This window comes from Streptomyces sp. NPDC058751, from assembly GCF_042746485.1.
In the GTDB taxonomy this organism is placed as follows: domain Bacteria; phylum Actinomycetota; class Actinomycetes; order Streptomycetales; family Streptomycetaceae; genus Streptomyces.
Genome location: NZ_JBHYPZ010000002.1, coordinates 155,158 through 168,609, shown reverse-complemented (window position 1 = coordinate 168,609; position 13,452 = coordinate 155,158). Strand labels below are relative to the sequence as shown.

Sequence of the window (13,452 nt, the reverse complement as noted above, 5' to 3'; positions counted from 1 at the left end):
TGGAACCAGACCACCGGCGCGGGGAAACGGGCCCGGGCCCTCCGTTCAGCTGGACTCGCGGACCACGAGTTCGTTCGGCATGATCACCGGCTTCCTGGGGCCGCCCTCGATGAGCGCCAGCAGCAGGCGCACCGTCGCGGTGGCCTGGTCGACCATGGAACTGCGCACCGAGGTGAGCGCGGGAGTGGTGTAGGCGGCGGCCTCGATGTCGTCGAACCCGACCACGGCCACGTCGTCGGGGACCCGGCGGCCCGCCTGGTGCAGGGTGCGCAGCGCCCCGATGGCCATGAGGTCGTTGGCCGCGAACACCGCGTCGACGTCCGGGTCGTCCTCCAGGAGCTGCCGCATGGCCTCCGCGCCCGAGACCCGTGTGAAGTCGCCCAGCGCGACGATCGAGCGGCGGCCGGTGTCCCGCAGGGTCGCGCGGTACCCCTCGAGCCGTTCGCGGGACTCGTACAGCTCCAGCGGCCCGGTGATCGTGGCGATCCGGCGTCTGCCCCGCTCCAGCAGGTGCCGTACGGCCAGCTCCGCACCGCCCGCGTTGTCCAGCGCCACGTACGGGACGTCCGTCGCGGCGGTGCGGTTGAAGGACGCGACGGGCAGGCCCATGCGGGCGAGCGCGGCCGGCAGGGGATCGGCGCCGTGCAGCGCCACGAGCATCACGCCGTCCACGTGGCCCCCCGCCACGTAGCGCTCCACCCGGGCCCGGCTCTCGTCGGACTCGGCGAGGATCAGCACCACGCGTCTGCCGACGGCCTCCAACTCCCGGCTGACGGTGCGCACCACGGTGGAGAACAGCGGGTCGTCGGACACCACGCCCTTGGGCGGGTCGGACACGACCACGGCCACGGCGTCCGTGCGGCGGGTGACCAGGTTGCGGGCGGCGGCGTTCGGCACGTAGCCGAGTTCCCGCACCGCCTGCATGACGACGTCCCGGATCTCCGGCGCGACGGTGGTCTCCCCGTTGATGACCCGGGAGACGCTCGACTTGGACACGCCGGCCCGGGCGGCGACCACCGTGAGCGTGGGTCGTTTCATCGCCTTCCGATCACCGGTGCCCGGTCGTCGAGTCCAGGGAGCGTTTCCCCCAGGATGACCTCGGCCCGATCCGCCTGTCAACGACGCCTCCCGTGCACCTGGTTGACGGTCCCTCGCCTCGACCGGCCGGTCTCCGGCGCCGGTCGGCCGGCGTCGCGCGCACCGCCGCAGTGGATCTCAGGAACCGTTCCCTGACACGCGGCACGTGCGTCGGTGGTGTTACGGGCCTGTTGCCGAAAGCCTTGACAGGCCACCGGCACCGGCCCATTCTCACCCCTCAGGGAGCGCTCCCTCACCCTTCCCCCACTGAGGAGTCGCCCGTGCATCCCCTGCTCCGCCGCTTCGGCTTACCCGCCCTGGTCGCGGCCGTCCTGCTCACCCTCGTCAGCCTGCCCGCGCCCCGCGCCCACGCCGCCGAGACCCTGCTGTCGCAGGGCCGGCCCGTCGTCGCGTCGAGCACCGAGGACCCGTTCACCGCGCCGGGAGCCGTCGACGGCAACCCGGCGACGCGCTGGTCCAGCGCCTTCTCCGACCCGCAGTGGATCAGGGTCGACCTCGGGGCCCCGGCCCGGATCAGCCGTGTCACCCTCCAGTGGGAGGCCGCCTACGGCAAGGCCTTCCGCATCCAGGTGTCGGACGACGCCGAGACCTGGTCCACCGTCCACGAGACGGCGGACGGCACCGGCGGCACCCAGAACCTGACCTTCACGGCCACCGGCCGCCACGTCCGCGTGTACGGCACCCAGCGCGGCACTCAATACGGCTTCTCGCTCTGGGAGTTCCAGGTGTACGGCACGGCCGGCGGCGACCCCGGCGGCGGGGACACCCTGCTGTCGTACGGGAAGACCGGCGCGGCCTCCTCGTCGCAGAGCGACGGCAACTGCTGGGAGTGCACACCGGCCCGGGCCTTCGACCGCGACCCGGCCTCCCGGTGGGCGACCAGCTCCACCACCGGCTGGACCGACCCCGGCTGGATCTCCGTAGACCTGGGCGCGACCGCGCAGATCACCAAGGTCGTCCTGCAGTGGGACCCCGCCTACGCCAAGTCCTTCCAGATCCAGGTCTCGCCCAACGGCACCGACTGGACGCCGGTCTACTCGACCACGTCCGGCACCGGCTTCAAACAGACCCTGGCCGTCTCCGGCACGGGGCGCCACGTCCGCATGTACGGCACCGAACGCGCCACCCCTTACGGCTACTCCCTCTGGGAGTTCCAGGTGTACGGCACCGGAGGCTCCCCCGTCCCGGCGCCGCCGCTGCCGCCGGACCCGGCGCAGCCGCCGCGGCTGGTGTGGAGCGACGACTTCGACGGGGCCGTCGGCGGCAAGCCCGACCCGGCGAAGTGGCGCGCCGACCCCGGCACCGGCCAGAACGGCGAGCTGCAGTACTACACCGACCACCAGAACGCCGCGCTCGACGGCGGCGGCCACCTCGTCATGGAGGCCCGCAAGGAGGCCAGCCCCGGCCGGGCCTGCCCGCCCGACCCGCTGACCGGCAGCACCACCTGCCAGTACACCTCGGCCCGCATGAACACCGGCGCCACCTTCCAGTTCACCTACGGACGCGTCGAGGCCCGCGTCAAGGTGCCCAAGGGCAACGGGCTGTGGCCCGCCTTCTGGATGATGGGCGCCGACTTCCTCACCGGCCGTCCGTGGCCGTACAACGGCGAGGTCGACATCATGGAGGTCCTCGGCAAGGACGTGAAGACGGCCTACTCGACCGTGCACGCCCCCGCCTACAACGGTGGCAACGGGATCGGCTCGCCCTACCGGCTGCCCTCGGGCGCCGACTTCTCGGACGACTTCCACACCTGGGCCGCCGACTGGAACAGCAAGGGCATCGTCTTCAGCCTCGACGGGCGCACCGTGTTCACCCTGGACAAGGACCAGGTGGAGCGCACGCGCGGACCCTGGATCTTCGACCACCCGCACTACATGATCCTCAACCTCGCGGTCGGCGGCGACTGGCCCGGCCCGACCGACGCGTCGACGCCGTTCCCGTCCCGGATGCTCGTCGACTACGTGCGCGTGTACCAGTAGCGCAGCCGGCACCGGCCCCCTTGTCAGGTCCGGCCCGGACACCTCGGTCCCGGGCCGGACCGCAGCCGCCCCACCCCCTCCGATGAGGAAGTGACATGCGCAGACACTCCTTACACCTCTATCCCGTGTTGGTCGGTGCCCTGGTGATCGCCCTGGCCGCCGCCCTCGGCATCACCCTCGGCGCCCCCGCGGCGCGGGCCGCCACCGTCACCGTCCAGGCCGAGTCCTACGCGGCGCAGTCCGGCGTCGTCCTGGAGACGACCGCCGACATGGGCGGCGGGCAGAACGCCGCCTACCTCGCCGACGGCGACTGGATGCGCTTCGACCAGGTCGACCTCGGGCCCGCCGGCCGCCTGACGGTGTCGGCGCGCATCGCCGCCGCCACGGGCAGCGGGTCCGTCGAACTGCGCACCGGTTCGCTGACCGGTCCCCTGCTCGCCGTGTTCCAGACCGGCCCCACCGGGGGCTGGCAGACCTGGGCGACGCGCAGCGCCGACGTCACCACCCACCCGACCGGCGCCCAGACCGTGTTCGCGGTCCTGCGCAGCACCACGCCCGGCGACTTCGTCAACATCAACTGGTTCTCGTTCGTCAGCGGCGGCGACGAGCCCGCGCCGGGCTGGGTCGACGTCGACCAGACCAAGTGGCAGGCCCAGCTGGCCCAGTTCCGGGCGATGACTCCGGCGCCGGTGCCCGCCGACGCCGTGCGCGTCCCCGAGTTCAACGCCACCTGCACCTACAGCCACTCCAAGCCGGACGACCCGATCGTCGCCCCGGGCCTGCCCGGCGCGTCCCACATGCACAGCTTCTTCGGCAACAGGAGCACCGACGCGTTCACCACCACCCAGAGCCTGCTGGGCAACACGGGCACGACCTGCACACCCGCCAAGGACCTCTCGGCGTACTGGATCCCCACGCTCTACGAGCGCGGCAAGGCGGTCGAACCCGACGGGATGATCGTCTACTACGGGTCGCGGCTGCCCGATGCCACGGCGACCGTGCCCTTCCCGCAGGGCTTCCGCATGATCGCGGGCAATGCCAAGTCGCAGGTGGCCACCCCGGCCGGCTCGCCCAACCAGTTCTGGTGCGCCGGACCCGGCGGCGAGACCGGCCGCAGCGCCGACGGCAACTGGCCGCTGTGCGCCCCCACCGCCAAGCTGGTGTACCAGCTGGTCTTCCCGGACTGCTGGGACGGCAAGCACCTCGACAGCCCGGACCACAAGTCGCACGTCGCCTTCACCTACGACGGCAAGTGCAGCGGCGCCTACCCGGTCGCCATCCCCTCGGTGTCGTTCGTCATCGGCTACCCGACCAGCGGGAGCGCCGACGGGTTCAGCCTGGCGTCGGGCATGGCCTCGTCCATCCACGGTGACTTCTTCAACGCCTGGGACACCGCGGCCCTCGGGCAGCGCGTGAAGGACTGCATCGTGCAGAGCGCCAAGTGCAACTCCGCCGGAACGTTCTGACCCGGCGGACGGCGGCCGCCCTGCTCCTGGGCCTGGCGGTCGCCGGCTGCACCCCGCAGCCGGCGGCCGACAGGCCCGCGCCCGCCGCCTTCGACGACACCGACACGGCATGGATCCAGTTGATGATCCCCATGGACGAACGGGCCTCGCTGCTCGTCGACTTGGCGCCCGCCCGCGCCGGTCGCCCGGCCCTGGCCGGCCGGGCCGAGGAGGCGGGAAGGAGGTTGAAGGACGAACTCGTCGATCTGCGTGAGCTGTTGGAGGTCTCGGGTGTTCCCGACACCCGCCCCCACGAGGGGCACGACATGCCGGGCATGGTCACGCTCGACACGGTGCGCAGGGCGAGGACGGTGACGGGGGAGAGCTTCGACCGCCTCTTCACCGAGAGCCTGCGGGCCCATCTGGTCCAGGTCCGCAGGCTGTGCACGAGTGAACGCACGTCAGGGAGCGCCGAGCGGGCGAAGGACCTCGCCGCCGTCATCGAGAGGAGCGTGGCCCAGCAGATCACCCGGCTCGACGCCCTCCGGTGACGCCCTCCGGTGCCGGCCGACACCGTCAGGGAGGGAGCGGTCCCGTCACGCGCCGTCCCGCGCGGACGTGAAGAACTCGGTCATCCGCGCCGACCCCTTCTCGCCGAACATCGTCTCCAGGCCGGCGGCGGACTGGGCGGCGGACGCCTCGCTGCGGGGGAAGAGGGCCTCCTCGTACGCCGCGAGGGCCGCCTCCCGGTCCCCCGGTGGGCGGCGACGGCCTGGGCGAGTTCGGCGCCGTCGAGCATCGCCAGGTCGGCGGCCTCGTCGGCGAAGGGGGACATCAGGTGGACCGCGTCGCCGAGCAGGGTCACGCCGGGGACGCGGTCCCGGCGGTGTCCGACAGGCCGTCAGGCTCCGCACGTACGCGGACCGCGCGCCGGGGACGGGAACCGGCGCCCGGGTACGGGCGAGGATCAGCGGCGAGCAGGGTGGCGCCGAGGCAGGTGGAGAACCACTGCCACGCCCGGAGGAGAGCGCGAAGGCCAGTACGCCGGCGAGGGCGGTGCTCGGCACCCCGGCCCGGTTGGCGGCTCCCCGGTCCGTGACGGCGCTCACCGATCCGCGGGAGCCTGCGCTGCCGAGGTCGTCCATGCGCTCTCCCGCTCGATCCTGGAACCGGGCCACCGGTCTCCGGCCGCCCTCCGGTCCAGGCCCGCGCACCATGCCGGACCGCCCGCCGCCTCGCCCGGTCGGCGGGCTCGGCGGGATCCGGCCCGGGCGCGGGATCCGGGATCGTGAAGCACCCGGGAAACTCCGTGGCGGCGGTGTCGGCGGGTCCGTTTATGCTGCACCGGACGATCATGAAGGACCAGGGGAGGGTGCGGCATGTGGGGCAGGCTGACGGGCAGGAACGCGGACAGACCGACGGCGGCGGATCCGTACGCGCTCCCGGTGCCGCGCAGGGGCAGGAACGGGGTGTACACGCTGCGCGCCCTGGGGGACGTACGGGTGCTCGAGCTGGTGGAATCGGCCGACGCGGGTGACTGGGAGGCGGTCAAGGCCGCGCTGGTCCCCTTCGATCTCGGCCGCAACCACAAGGTCCTCGCCGAGCTGGCCGAGCTGGACGGTGTGCAGGACTGGATAGGCCGGGCCGTCGAGGAGGACAAGGAGCACCGGGCGACGGCCCTGCTGATATCCGGGACGCGCCACATCGACTGGGGCTGGGAGGCGCGCACCAGCGCGCGTGCCGTGAACGTCACCCAGGAGCAGTGGCGCGTCTTCCGCGAGCGGCTCCTGATCGGCGAGGAGCAGCTGCTGGAGGCCGCCGAGCTGCGGCCGGACTGGGTCACCCCGTGGCGCCGCCTCCTCACCTCCGCCCGGGGCATGTCGCTGCCCCAGGTCGTGAAGGAGACCCGGCTCGACGCCGCTCTGCGCCGTGACCCGCTGGACCTGGAGACCCACGTCGAGTGGGTGTCGCAGCTGCAGCCCCGCTGGGGCGGCGATCCCGGCCAGGCCCTGGCGTTCGCCCGCGACGCGATCGGCCGCGCCCCGCAGGGGCACCGCCTCGGCTGCGTCGTCGCCATGGCGCACATCGAGGACTGGGTCGAGTCGGACAGCGCGGACTGTCTCGAGACCCCGGAGATCCAGGACGAGTTGCGGAAGGCGGCCGACCACAGCATCCTGCACCCCGGCTATGCGTGGCACCCGGGCTGGCAGCACGACTTCAACATGTTCGCCATGGCGCTGTCGCTGGCCGGCGAGCGTCACACGGTCCGGCGTGTCTTCCAGACGCTCGACGGCGCGTACACGAGCTGGCCCTGGACGTACTTCGCCGAGCCGGAGAAGCAGTTCGCCCGCCACCACCGCCGCGCCTGAGCACACACCGGTCCGCCGGCACCGCAGCACCTGAGCGCGCACCGGTCCCGCCACCGCAGCACCTGAGCACGCCGGTCCCGCCACCGCGGCGCCCGGACGCACGCCGATCCCGCCACCCGTCTCCTCTCCCCCTCCGGACTGCCCGATGACACTGCCCGACACCGCCGCGACCCCGGTCGGCGACGACCGCACGTTCCAAGTGGACCTGCGCGGCCTCGTCGACCTCCTCTCCCACCACCTCTACTCCAGCCCCCGCGTCTATCTGCGTGAACTCCTGCAGAACGCGGTGGACGCGCTGACGGCCCGGCACTCCCTCGAACCGGGTGCCCCGACCGGTGCCTTCGGGATCCGTCTGTACGCCGACGGTTCGGTCGTACGCGTCGAGGACGACGGCGTCGGTCTCACCGAGGCCGACGTGCACACCTTCCTCGCCACGATCGGCCGCAGCAGCAAGCGCGCGGAGCGCATCGCCGAGCAACGCGGCGATTTCATCGGGCAGTTCGGCATCGGTCTGCTCTCCTGCTTCCTGGTCGCGGACGAGATCCACGTCCTGAGCCGCTCCGCCCGCACCCCCGACGCCCCCGCCGTCGAGTGGCGGGGACGCGGCGACGGCAGCTACACCGTGCGCACCCTGCCCGCGTCCGCCCGCCCCCGCCCCGGCACCACCGTCACCCTGACGCCCCGCCCGGACGCCGGCGAGTGGACCCGGCCGGTCCAGGTCCACGCGCTGGCCCGGCACTTCGGCTCCCTGCTGCGCCACCCCGTCACCTTCACCGACGGGACGGGCGGCACGCCCGCGCCGGTCAACCCCGAACCCGCGCCCTGGGCGGTCACGTACCCCACGCCGGGAGCCCGTTCGCGCGCCCTGGCCGCGTACGGCGAGGACGTCCTCGGGTTCAAGCCGCTGGACACGATCGAGCTGGACCTGCCGGCCGTGGGTCTGAAGGGCATCGCCTGCGTGCTGCCCGAGACGGTGCCGGCCGGGCGCCGCCACGGCCACCGCGTGCACGTCAAGGGCATGCTGCTGTCCGAGCAGGCCGAGGAGATCCTGCCCGAGTGGGCGTTCTTCGTCCGCTGTGTCGTCGACGCCGAGAGCCTGCGCCCGACGGCGTCCCGCGAGTCCCTGTACGAGGACGACACCCTCGCCGCCGTCCGCGACGCCCTGGCCGAACGGCTGCGGGAGTGGATCGCCCGGGCCGCCGCCAGCGACCCGGACCTGCTCGCCCGCTTCCTCCAGGTGCACCACCTGGCCGTCAAGTCGCTGGCGGTGCACGACGACGAGATCCTGCGGATGCTGCTGCCCTGGCTGCCGTTCGAGACCACCGACGGGCACGCCACGCTCGACGAGTTCGCGCGCACCCACCGCACCGTGCTCGTGACGTCGAGCGTGGAGGAGTTCCGGCAGGTCGCCGCGATCGCCTCGGCCGCCGGGCTCGGCGTCGTCAACGGGGGCTACACGTACGACCGTGAACTCGTCCACCGGCTGCCGGAGATCAGGCCCGGGGCGAGCGTCGCGGACCTCGACCCGGCGACCCTCACGGCCCACCTCGACCCCGTCGACCGGGAGACGGAGCTGGCCGCCGCGGCCTACCTCGCCCGGGCCCGCGACGCCCTCGCCGTCTTCGACTGCGACGTCGCCCTGCGCTCCTTCCAGCCCGCCTCCGCGCCCGCCCTCCTCGTCGACAGCCGCGAGGCCCGGCACGAGCGCACCCGCTCCCAGCTCGCCCGTGAGCAGGAGGGCGGCGTGTGGGGCGACATCCTCGGCGCCCTGCGCCAGGAGGCCCCGCGGGCCCAGCTCATCCTCAACCAGCTCAACCCGCTGGTCCGCACCGCCGTCACCATCACCGAGCCCGAGCTCGCCCGCACCAGCGCCGAAGCCCTCTACGGCCAGGCCGCGATGCTGTCCAGGCGTCCGCTCAGGCCCGCCGAGTCGAGCCTCATCAACCGCTCCTTCCTCGACCTCCTCGCCCACGCCCTCCGCAAGGACAGCTGACGATGCCGACCGCACCCCAGACCACCGACGAGCTGCTCCGGGCGCTCCAGGAGAACGGCTGCCGCCCCTACGGCCGCACCCGCACCGTCACCGCCGAGGAACTCGTCGAGGCGGCCGAGCAGTTCGCGGAGCCCGTACCGATCGTCCGCGCTCTCCTCGAACTGCAGGAGGCGTACACCTACGGCTCCGAACCCCGCAAGTCGCCCGTCGTCTTCGCCCGTCTGCTCACCCTGTTCGACGAACAGCCCGACGCCTTCGACGCGCGCCTGCGCCACCTGCTGTTCTGGCGGTTCAAGTGGGTGGCCAACGCCCTGCTCTCGCTGCCCGAGGTACCGCTGAGCAGCCTGCGCCAGTGGCAGACGGAGATGCGCACCCGGTACGAGAAGGCCGGCCTCGGCCTCCAGCCCTGCTACGGACAGGCGTACCAGCTCGCCGCCCACATCGGCGAGGACACCGCCCTCGCCTTCGAACTGTGGGCCGGCCGGCCCCGCACGCAGCTCAGTGACTGCGAGGCCTGCGAGATCTGCGAGCGCGCCCTCCACCACCTCGCGGCGGGCGACGACGAGCGGGCTCTGCGCGTGTGGGAGCCCGTCCTCGCCGGCAAGGACTCCTGCCAGGAGGAGCCGGCCCGTTCCATCTCGCACGCGCTGCTGCCCCTGCTGCGCACCGGCGCCCTCGAACGGGCCGTCGAGCTGCACCTCGCCGGCTACCGCGCCTGCCGCCGCAACCCCTCGATGGCCGGAGAGGTCGGCCGTCACCTGGAGTTCTGCGCGCTGACCGGCAACGAGGCCCGCGGTCTGGAACTGCTCGCCGAGAACCGGGGACTGTTCGACGAGGTCGAGTCGCCGCGGGACATGCTCGACTTCCTCACCGGCGTGGACGTCCTCCTCCGACGGGTCGAGCACCTCGGCCACGGCGAACTGCCCGCCGCCGGATTCGCGGGCCGCGCCTGGACGGTGGCCGCGCTGCGCGCCGAGGCGGGAGAGCGCGCCGACGACCTCGCCGCGCGTTTCGACGCCCGCAACGGGACCACCACCCACACCGACCGGCGCGGGGCCCGCGTCGGCCGTGCCCCGCTCCTGGACGCGCTGGAGCTGACCCTGCGCCCCCGCAGCCTGGACGACATGGCCACGGCCGTCCCGGCCGCCGCACCCCCCGCCCGTGCCACCGCCGCCGTGCCCGAGTCGGTCGGCGAATCGATCCTCCGGGCAAGGGAGCTGGACGAACAGGGACACCCCGACTCATCGGCCCACTGGGCACGCCTGCGCACGCTCACGGCCGCCCGCGACTACGTCCACCCCGACGACCCGGCGGTGGGCCCGCTCGTACTGCTCCGCGCGGACCTGCTGGACGACGAGGCGGGCCGGGCGGGCGACAAGGACGACTTCGCCGAGGCCGAGGCGCTGTACGAGGAGGCCGCGGGCCTGTACGAGGACGCCGGGGCACCGGGCCCGGCGGCGCTCGCCCGCGCCGGTGCCCTGCTCGCCGCCGCGGAGGGCGTCGAGGACGGGTCCGGGACGAAAACGGCCGCGCTGACCGCCGCCCACGCGTCCATGGTCGCCCTGCACGAGGGGACGTCCGGCCTCACGCCCGTCCACGAGGCCCGCATGCTGCGGCTGCGGGCCACCGTGCTCGCCCTGCGTCTGCAGACGTCGGGGAACGAGGAGGACGCCGCACCGGTCTTCGCCGAGGTGGACCTGCTCCTCGCGTTCGCCACGCGGCACGACGTCGTCGGGCAGATCGCCGGCGCGCTGCTGCTGAAGGCCGGCACGCACGCCCTCGCCGGCGACCTGCCCGCCGCGGTCGCCGGGGTCGACGGCCTCCTCGGCCGGCTGGGGGAGCACGGCCCCGCCTGGCACCTGCCCCGCGCGCTCGGGCTGCGGGCCCGGTTCCAGCTCGGCCTTCGCGACGCGGAAGCCGCGCACGCGAGCCTGTCCGAGGGCCTGCGGCTGGCCGCCGACTGGCCCGCCGAGGCGGTCGACACCGGCCGCCTCCACGGCGACCTGGCCGAGGTCTGCATGCACCTGGGCCGGCCCGACGAGGCGCTGCGCCACCTGACGCGCTCGGCGGAGCTCGACCTCCGTCACGGCAGCCGCACCGACGCGTTCTGCACCTACAGCAACGCGGCCCAGCTCAGCCTCGACATGGGCCGGGTCGAGGACTGCATCGCCCTGCTCGACTCCCTGATGGCCGAACCGGACGTCGTGGCGGGAGAGCTGGACGACCGGCTCCTGGCCCAGCTGCGCCTGACCCGCGCCCGGGCCCTGCACGCGGGAGAGGACCTCAAGGCCGCCACCACCGAACTCGTCGCCCTCGCGGCCGAGTCGGCCGGCTGGGACGACGACCCGGGAAGCCACGGCATGATCGCCTCCGAGGCGGCCGTGCTCCTCGGCGAGTCCGGCGAGTTCGGCCCTGCCCGCGAGGCCGTGGCCCAGGCGATCGCCGTCCACGCGCGGGCACCGCGTTACGAGCAGCTGAGCGGTTGCCTGCGTGAACTGGCCCGTCTGCAGGCCCAGCAGCAGGGCGAGGACGGCCTCCCCGGTGCCCTCGCCTTCCTCGCCGACGCCAGCCGGATCGCCGACGAGGCCCGCGAGGCCGGGTACGAGCCCCGGGGCCGTCCCCTGGACCCGGCCCTGGCCTACGAACACGGGCGGGTCAACGCCTACGCCAGGAGGTACGAGGACGCCCTGGCCGCGCTGGAGAAGTCGCTCGCCCTGCTCGGCGAGCCCGGACCGGGGGACGACCGGGCCGACGAGTGGGCCGAGTGCGTCCGCTTCGCGGGTGCCGTCGAGGGCGTCTACCTGAAGCGCGTCGCCCCCGCCCTCGCCCGCCTCGACAAGGCGGTGTCCCTGCTGACCGCCCGGGGCCACGCCGAGGGAGCCGAACAGCTGGCCGCCCTGGCCTCCCGGCTGCGCGACGGGGACTGACCACGCGGCGGTGCCGGGAGCCCTCGCCTCCCGGCACCGCCCCGGTCAGCGGTCCGGCGCGGGCAGGTGGGCCAGACCGGTTTCGAGCATGATGCGGTCGACGGTCTCGTGCAGGGCGCTGCCGGCGCCGATGACCGTCTCCGTGCCGCCGGGCAGGAGATCGAGCGGCCGGTACCAGTCGCGCAGCCGCGCCTCGTCGACTTCGCCGGCGATCGGCTTGGTGGCGTGGCGGGCGAGGGTCTCGGTCAACGGCACGTCCAGGTAGTAGCCGTGGGTCGGGCCGCGGTGGTCGGTGCGCAGGCGGGCGAGCATGTGGCCGTAGTGGTCGGCGCAGAGGATGCCCTCGACCACGACGTGGTAGCCGGCGTCCAGGGCGTAGCGGGCGGTCAGGTCGATCAGACCGATGTTCGCCGCTCCGGGCCGGTCGTGCTCGCGCAGCACGACGCGGCGGAGGTTGTCCTGGCCGACCAGGGCCAGACCGCGGCCGAATCCGTCGCGGAGACCGGCGGCGACGGACGACTTCCCGGAGGCGCTGTTGCCGCGCAGGACGATCAGCCGGGTCTCCTCCGTTCCCACCTTCACGGCGGTCACCCTACGACGGCCGGTGACGGCGGAGGAGGCGTTCCGGGGCACCGGGGAGAGCGGTCGCGGCGGTGCCGTGCGGGCCCGTACGGGACGCCGGCCCTTCCGTACCCTGGACGCATGCGCATGCGCCCCACTCTGAGCTGGATCCCTTCCGGGGATCTCCCGCCCGGCACGACGGATCTGGAGCCGGTAGCCGCCGCGCTGCGCACCGGCGGTGTGCTGGTGCTCAGCGGGGCGGGCATCTCGACGGAGTCGGGCATCCCCGACTACCGGGGCGAGGGCGGGAGCCTGCGCCGGCACACCCCGATGACCTACCAGGACTTCACCGCGACCGCCCAGGCCCGGCGGCGGTACTGGGCGCGCAGCCACCTGGGCTGGCGGACCTTCGGCCGCGCCCGCCCCAACGACGGGCACCGGGCCGTGGCGGCGTTCGGGAGGCACGGTCTGCTGTCGGGGGTCATCACCCAGAACGTCGACGGGCTGCACCAGGCGGTCGGCAGTCGGGACGTCGTGGAACTCCACGGCAGTCTGGAGCGGGTCGTCTGTCTCTCCTGCGGTTCCCGCACGCCGCGCCGCGAACTGGCCCGTCTGCTGGAGGAGGCCAATCCGGGCTTCGCCCCGGTGGCGGCCGCCGTCAACCCGGACGGTGACGCCGACCTCACCGACGAGCAGGTCGGGGACTTCCACGTGGTCCCGTGCACGGTGTGCGGGGGCGTCCTCAAGCCGGACGTGGTCTTCTTCGGCGAGTCCGTTCCGCCGCCGCGGGTCGAGCACTGCCGTCGGCTGGTCCGCGAGGCGACCTCCCTGCTGGTCCTGGGCTCCTCGCTGACGGTCATGTCGGGTCTGCGGTTCGTCCGCCAGGCGGCCGAGGCCGGGAAGCCGGTGCTGATCGTCAACCGGGACGCGACCCGGGGCGACCTGCACGCCGTCGCCCGGGTCGCGCTGCCCCTGGGTACGGCCCTGACCACCGTGGCCGGCCGGCTCGGCGTCCCCCTGGACGGGGCCGCGGCCTGAGCCCGGACGGGTCCGCGAAGCCGCCGGGACCGTGGCGGCCCG

General features: G+C 73.7%; 9 protein-coding genes and 1 pseudogene. 7 read left to right on the top strand and 3 right to left on the bottom strand.

Features of this window, described 5'->3' with window-relative positions:
• Positions 1-45: 45 nt before the first annotated feature.
• The gene (locus ACFW6B_RS02925; protein ID WP_386591540.1) at positions 46-1,038 is read right to left on the bottom strand and encodes a LacI family DNA-binding transcriptional regulator; all 993 of its coding nucleotides are present in this window, start codon (positions 1,036-1,038) and stop codon (positions 46-48) included.
• 320 nt (positions 1,039-1,358) lie between these two features.
• Here ACFW6B_RS02925 and ACFW6B_RS02920 point away from each other — a divergent pair, with 320 nt between their 5' ends.
• The 3 genes from ACFW6B_RS02920 to ACFW6B_RS02910 all read left to right on the top strand — a co-directional run bounded on the left by ACFW6B_RS02920 (position 1,359) and on the right by ACFW6B_RS02910 (position 5,073).
• Positions 1,359-3,077, top strand: coding sequence for a discoidin domain-containing protein (locus tag ACFW6B_RS02920; protein ID WP_386591539.1), 1,719 nt, complete (start codon positions 1,359-1,361; stop codon positions 3,075-3,077).
• Between the two features lie 95 nt (positions 3,078-3,172).
• The gene (locus tag ACFW6B_RS02915; RefSeq protein WP_386591538.1) at positions 3,173-4,543 is read left to right on the top strand and encodes a DUF1996 domain-containing protein; all 1,371 of its coding nucleotides are present in this window, start codon (positions 3,173-3,175) and stop codon (positions 4,541-4,543) included.
• Positions 4,519-5,073, top strand: coding sequence for a DUF305 domain-containing protein (locus ACFW6B_RS02910; RefSeq protein WP_386591537.1), 555 nt, complete (start codon positions 4,519-4,521; stop codon positions 5,071-5,073). The genes ACFW6B_RS02915 and ACFW6B_RS02910 overlap by 25 nt, the downstream gene beginning before the upstream one ends.
• Positions 5,074-5,118: 45 nt before the next feature.
• Here ACFW6B_RS02910 and ACFW6B_RS02905 read toward each other — a convergent pair.
• Positions 5,119-5,420 (bottom strand): annotated as a pseudogene (locus ACFW6B_RS02905) (FAD-dependent monooxygenase); the annotation flags it as partial.
• A 481-nt stretch (positions 5,421-5,901) separates the two neighbouring features.
• On the opposite strand from ACFW6B_RS02905, the gene ACFW6B_RS02900 reads away from it, so the two are divergent.
• From ACFW6B_RS02900 to ACFW6B_RS02890, 3 genes are all read left to right on the top strand, one after another.
• A complete protein-coding gene (locus tag ACFW6B_RS02900; protein WP_386591536.1) occupies positions 5,902-6,891 on the top strand; it encodes a hypothetical protein in 990 nt (329 codons plus the stop codon).
• A gap of 145 nt (positions 6,892-7,036) precedes the next feature.
• Positions 7,037-8,884 (top strand): HSP90 family protein, encoded by a 1,848-nt coding sequence (locus ACFW6B_RS02895; RefSeq protein WP_386591534.1) that lies wholly within the window; start codon positions 7,037-7,039, stop codon positions 8,882-8,884.
• Between the two features lie 2 nt (positions 8,885-8,886).
• Positions 8,887-11,811 carry a hypothetical protein gene (locus ACFW6B_RS02890; protein WP_386591533.1) on the top strand — a complete coding sequence of 975 codons (2,925 nt, stop codon included), beginning with the start codon at positions 8,887-8,889 and terminating at the stop codon, positions 11,809-11,811.
• A gap of 45 nt (positions 11,812-11,856) precedes the next feature.
• Here ACFW6B_RS02890 and ACFW6B_RS02885 read toward each other — a convergent pair whose 3' ends face one another.
• Complete coding sequence (locus ACFW6B_RS02885) at positions 11,857-12,402, bottom strand: kinase (protein WP_386591532.1); 546 nt, start codon at positions 12,400-12,402, stop codon at positions 11,857-11,859.
• A gap of 111 nt (positions 12,403-12,513) precedes the next feature.
• Between ACFW6B_RS02885 and ACFW6B_RS02880 the strand changes: the two genes are divergently transcribed.
• Entirely contained in the window at positions 12,514-13,410 is an 897-nt protein-coding gene (locus ACFW6B_RS02880) for an NAD-dependent protein deacetylase (protein WP_386591531.1), read from the top strand.
• Positions 13,411-13,452 lie beyond the last annotated feature (42 nt).

Coding starts and splice junctions, on each gene's coding strand:
- ACFW6B_RS02890 (WP_386591533.1), top strand. CDS start 8,887: ATGCCGACCGCACCCCAGACCACCGACGAGCTGCTCCGGGCGCTCCAG.
- ACFW6B_RS02895 (WP_386591534.1), top strand. CDS start 7,037: ATGACACTGCCCGACACCGCCGCGACCCCGGTCGGCGACGACCGCACG.
- ACFW6B_RS02915 (WP_386591538.1), top strand. CDS start 3,173: ATGCGCAGACACTCCTTACACCTCTATCCCGTGTTGGTCGGTGCCCTG.
- ACFW6B_RS02900 (WP_386591536.1), top strand. CDS start 5,902: ATGTGGGGCAGGCTGACGGGCAGGAACGCGGACAGACCGACGGCGGCG.
- ACFW6B_RS02880 (WP_386591531.1), top strand. CDS start 12,514: ATGCGCATGCGCCCCACTCTGAGCTGGATCCCTTCCGGGGATCTCCCG.
- ACFW6B_RS02925 (WP_386591540.1), bottom strand. CDS start 1,038: ATGAAACGACCCACGCTCACGGTGGTCGCCGCCCGGGCCGGCGTGTCC.